The sequence below is a fragment of the Frankia sp. CcMO1 genome (assembly GCF_977945845.1).
The window spans coordinates 1-3,161 of the sequence record NZ_CDWTMG010000369.1 but is presented as its reverse complement, the minus strand read 5'-3'; the positions used below and the strand labels follow the sequence as shown (position 1 = coordinate 3,161).

Annotated in this window: 3 protein-coding genes and 1 tRNA gene; 2 read left to right on the top strand and 2 right to left on the bottom strand. The window is 69.1% G+C overall.

The window, feature by feature from the left end:
* Positions 1–102 precede the first annotated feature (102 nt).
* Positions 103–1,515 carry a glutamate--tRNA ligase gene (gltX, locus tag AC08OU_RS23940; protein WP_476602323.1) on the top strand — a complete coding sequence of 471 codons (1,413 nt, stop codon included), beginning with the start codon at positions 103–105 and terminating at the stop codon, positions 1,513–1,515.
* Between the two features lie 335 nt (positions 1,516–1,850).
* Here the strand turns inward: gltX and AC08OU_RS23935 are convergent, their stop codons facing one another.
* Together AC08OU_RS23935 and AC08OU_RS23930 are read right to left on the bottom strand one after the other, a co-directional pair.
* Positions 1,851–2,327, bottom strand: a complete 477-nt coding sequence (locus AC08OU_RS23935) for a winged helix-turn-helix transcriptional regulator (protein WP_476602322.1) — start codon at positions 2,325–2,327, stop codon at positions 1,851–1,853.
* Positions 2,317–2,613, bottom strand: coding sequence for a hypothetical protein (locus AC08OU_RS23930; RefSeq protein WP_476594660.1), 297 nt, complete (start codon positions 2,611–2,613; stop codon positions 2,317–2,319). Before AC08OU_RS23930 ends, AC08OU_RS23935 begins: the two co-directional genes overlap by 11 nt.
* Positions 2,614–2,765: 152 nt before the next feature.
* Between AC08OU_RS23930 and AC08OU_RS23925 the strand changes: the two genes are divergently transcribed.
* Positions 2,766–2,838, top strand: a tRNA-Asn gene (locus AC08OU_RS23925).
* Positions 2,839–3,161 lie beyond the last annotated feature (323 nt).

Here is a 3,161-nt window from a genome sequence, read left to right as displayed (position 1 = left end):
TGAACGGGGGCGTGGCCGGCCGCCCGGGAGACCGATTCCGCGGCCGGTCACCATCGGCCCACGCCCGGTTCGCCCGTCGAGATCCGCTGTACGCTGCGCGGCATGGGATCTGGGCGGGTACGGGTTCGATTCGCGCCATCTCCCACCGGCATCTTCCATGTGGGTGGGGCGCGGTCGGCGCTGTTCAACTGGCTGGTCGCGCGGCGCGCCGGCGGCGACTTCGTGCTGCGCATCGAGGACACCGACGCGTCCCGCAACCGGCCGGAGTGGACCGACGGCATCATCAGCGCGCTGGACTGGCTCGGCATCAGCCCCGGCGGGTACGAGGGTCCGGTGCTGCAGTCGTCGCGCGCCGACCGGCACCGGGCCGCGGCCGAGCGGCTGCACTCCGAAGGTCTCGCCTACTACTGCGACTGCACGCGCGAGGCCTTGGCGGAACGTACCGGCAACGCGCAGCGCGGCTACGACGGATTCTGCCGGGACCGCGGGCTCACCCCGGGTCCCGGCCGGGCGCTGCGCTTTCGCACGCCGGACGACGGCGTGACGATCGTCGAGGACCTCATCCGCGGCACGCCGGAGTTCCCGAACGACACCATCGAGGACTTCGTGGTCGCGCGGGCCGACGGGTCGGCGGTGTTCCTGCTCGCCAACGTCGTCGACGACCTGGAGATGGGGATCACCCACGTCATCCGGGGTGAGGAACACCTGTCGAACACCCCGAAGCAGCAGCTGCTCTGGGCATCGCTCGGCGCGGGTGCGCCGCCGGTGTGGGCGCACGTCCCGGTGATCGTCAACGAGAAACGCCAGAAGCTGTCGAAGCGGCGCGACAAGGTGGCGCTCGAGTCCTACCGGGACGAGGGATACCTGCCCGCCGCCATGAAGAACTACCTGATGCTGCTCGGTTGGGCCCCGCCCGGCGAGGACGAGATCGTGCCCTGGGAGACGATCGAGTCCACCTTCGACCTTGCCGACGTGAAGCCGTCGCCGGCGTTCTTCGACGAGAAGAAGCTCAAGGCGTTCAACGGTGAGTACATCCGGCGGCTGAGCGTCGAGGAGTTCATCGAGGCGGTCCGGCCCTGGCTCTCGGCACCGGCCGCGCCGTGGGAGCCGGCCGCGTTCGGCGCGGACGCGTTCGCCGCCCTCGCCCCCCTGGCGCAGAGCAGGGTCTCCGTGCTGTCGGAGATCGTGCCGATGGTCGACTTCCTCTTCCTGCCGGAGGTACCAATCGACGACGCGGCCTGGGCCAAGGCGATGAAGGGGCCGGCGGCGGAACTGCTCGCCGACGTCCACGACCTCTACGACAAGATCGAATGGGAAGCCGAGACGCTGAAGGCCGGACTTACCGAGGTCGGCGAGCGGCACGGTCTCAAGCTCGGCAAGGCGCAGGCACCGGTGCGGGTCGCCGTGACCGGGCGGAGCGTGGGACTGCCCCTGTTCGAGTCGCTGGAGGTGCTCGGCCGGGAGACCACCCTGCGGCGGCTCGCCGAAGCGCGGGAACGGCTCACCGGCGGCTGACCTCACGCCGGTCCACGACGGCCTCGCGCGCACGCCGGTCCGTGGCGGCTTCGCGCGGCGGGCAGGGCTGAGCCCGGGTCGCGGCTGGGACGGGCCGCGACCCGGGCTGGGGAGACCCACCAGAAGCCGGGGTTACCTCTGGTGGGTGAGGCTGCTCCAGTTCGCCAGCCACCCGGGCGGCCGGGCGGTCAACAAGGACCAGCACACCCCGCCGGGCCTAAGAGATCCTTAAAACGAGCTCAAGACAAGCTGTGATCTTGCTGTCACGAAATGCCTCTCGAGAGTGACCATCCCGCGGTGTCAGGATGTTGCCATCAAGCGGGAGTCCACCGGACTTAGGGCTCACCGTGACCCTGGGTAGCTGATCCTCGGGGCGTGCGCTGGCGCGGGCTCAGCCCGGACCACTCGTCCGCCCAGGCCGCCAGCGGTTCCAGCACTCCCTGCAGGCGACGGCCGTGCGCGGTCAGCCGGTACTCGCCGGCCTCGTCCACCTCGACGAGGCCGGCCTCGCGCAGCTCCCGCAGGCGTTGGGTCACCTGGGCCTGCGGCGCCTCGAGCCACGCCACAAGCGCGCGGAACGGCAGGGCCGTCCCGCGCAGGTTCCAGTAGACGGCGAGGGCGAAACGCCGGCCCAACAGGTCCACAAGACCGGCGAGGGCGGACGGTGCGCCGTCCGGAGTCTCGGGATGACCGGAGGCGTGCGGTCGTCCCGGCCCGTTCAGCCTCGCCTGCCTCATCGGCATGTCCCGCCGGGACCGCTCATCGGTGGCCTCCGGGGTCTCCGGCGCGAGGGTGCCCCGATCAGCGGGCACCGACCGAGCCGACGCCGTTGGATCCGACACCGTTGGAGCTGTGCGAGCCGAGGGGAGTAAACAGCCTGGTCGCGGACTGCCCGGCGTGGGCGCCAAGCAGGTCCCGGGCCTTCTGGTAGAAGGTGGCCGCCTGCGCGGAGACGAGTCCCGCCGCGCTCTGGACCTCCGGGCGCTCCTGGAGGTCACGGACCTGCCGCATGATGGCGTCGTAGTGCTCCCGGCCGGCCCGGGCGCCGAGGACGTATCCGAGACCGAGGGCCAGGATGACGCTGGGCCTGATACGCATGTTGCCTCCCAGGAGACCGAGGGACGTGCAGGCGGATGGCCGCCGGCCGCTTGACGTTGTGTCGTCGGGTTGATTCCTACCCCACGTCCAAGACCGCCCGAACCTCAGGTAGGCTGACGACGTCAGGTGCATGGCAGGTGCACGGCACCCGATCCCGCGTAGCTCAATTGGCAGAGCAGCCGGCTGTTAACCGGCAGGTTATAGGTTCGAGTCCTATCGCGGGAGCATAGGCCCAGGCCGGAGGCCCGATCCCTTCCGAAGATCAATTCCGAGTCATATCAGTACCACTTTAGCCTTACCCATCCATACTATGATCTTGATCGATGCAAGATCAAGAGAACTACTACAAGCACGGCCACGCGTGAACCATCAAGATCACGAAAGATTCACCTGCCGGTGGGTCGACAGTAGCCCCTCAGATTGCCACGCTGTGCAGCAGAGCCAACACGACGGTGCTGTGGGGGTGGCCGGTGCGACTGGCGTCGTTCAACGTGGAAAACCTGTTCGAACGGGTCCGGGCGATGAATCTGCCCACCTGGGATGAAGGC

Excerpts from the sequence above, each read along its gene's own strand:
- gltX (WP_476602323.1), top strand. The coding sequence starts at position 103 with ATGGGATCTGGGCGGGTACGGGTTCGATTCGCGCCATCTCCCACCGGC.
- AC08OU_RS23930 (WP_476594660.1), bottom strand. The coding sequence starts at position 2,613 with ATGCGTATCAGGCCCAGCGTCATCCTGGCCCTCGGTCTCGGATACGTC.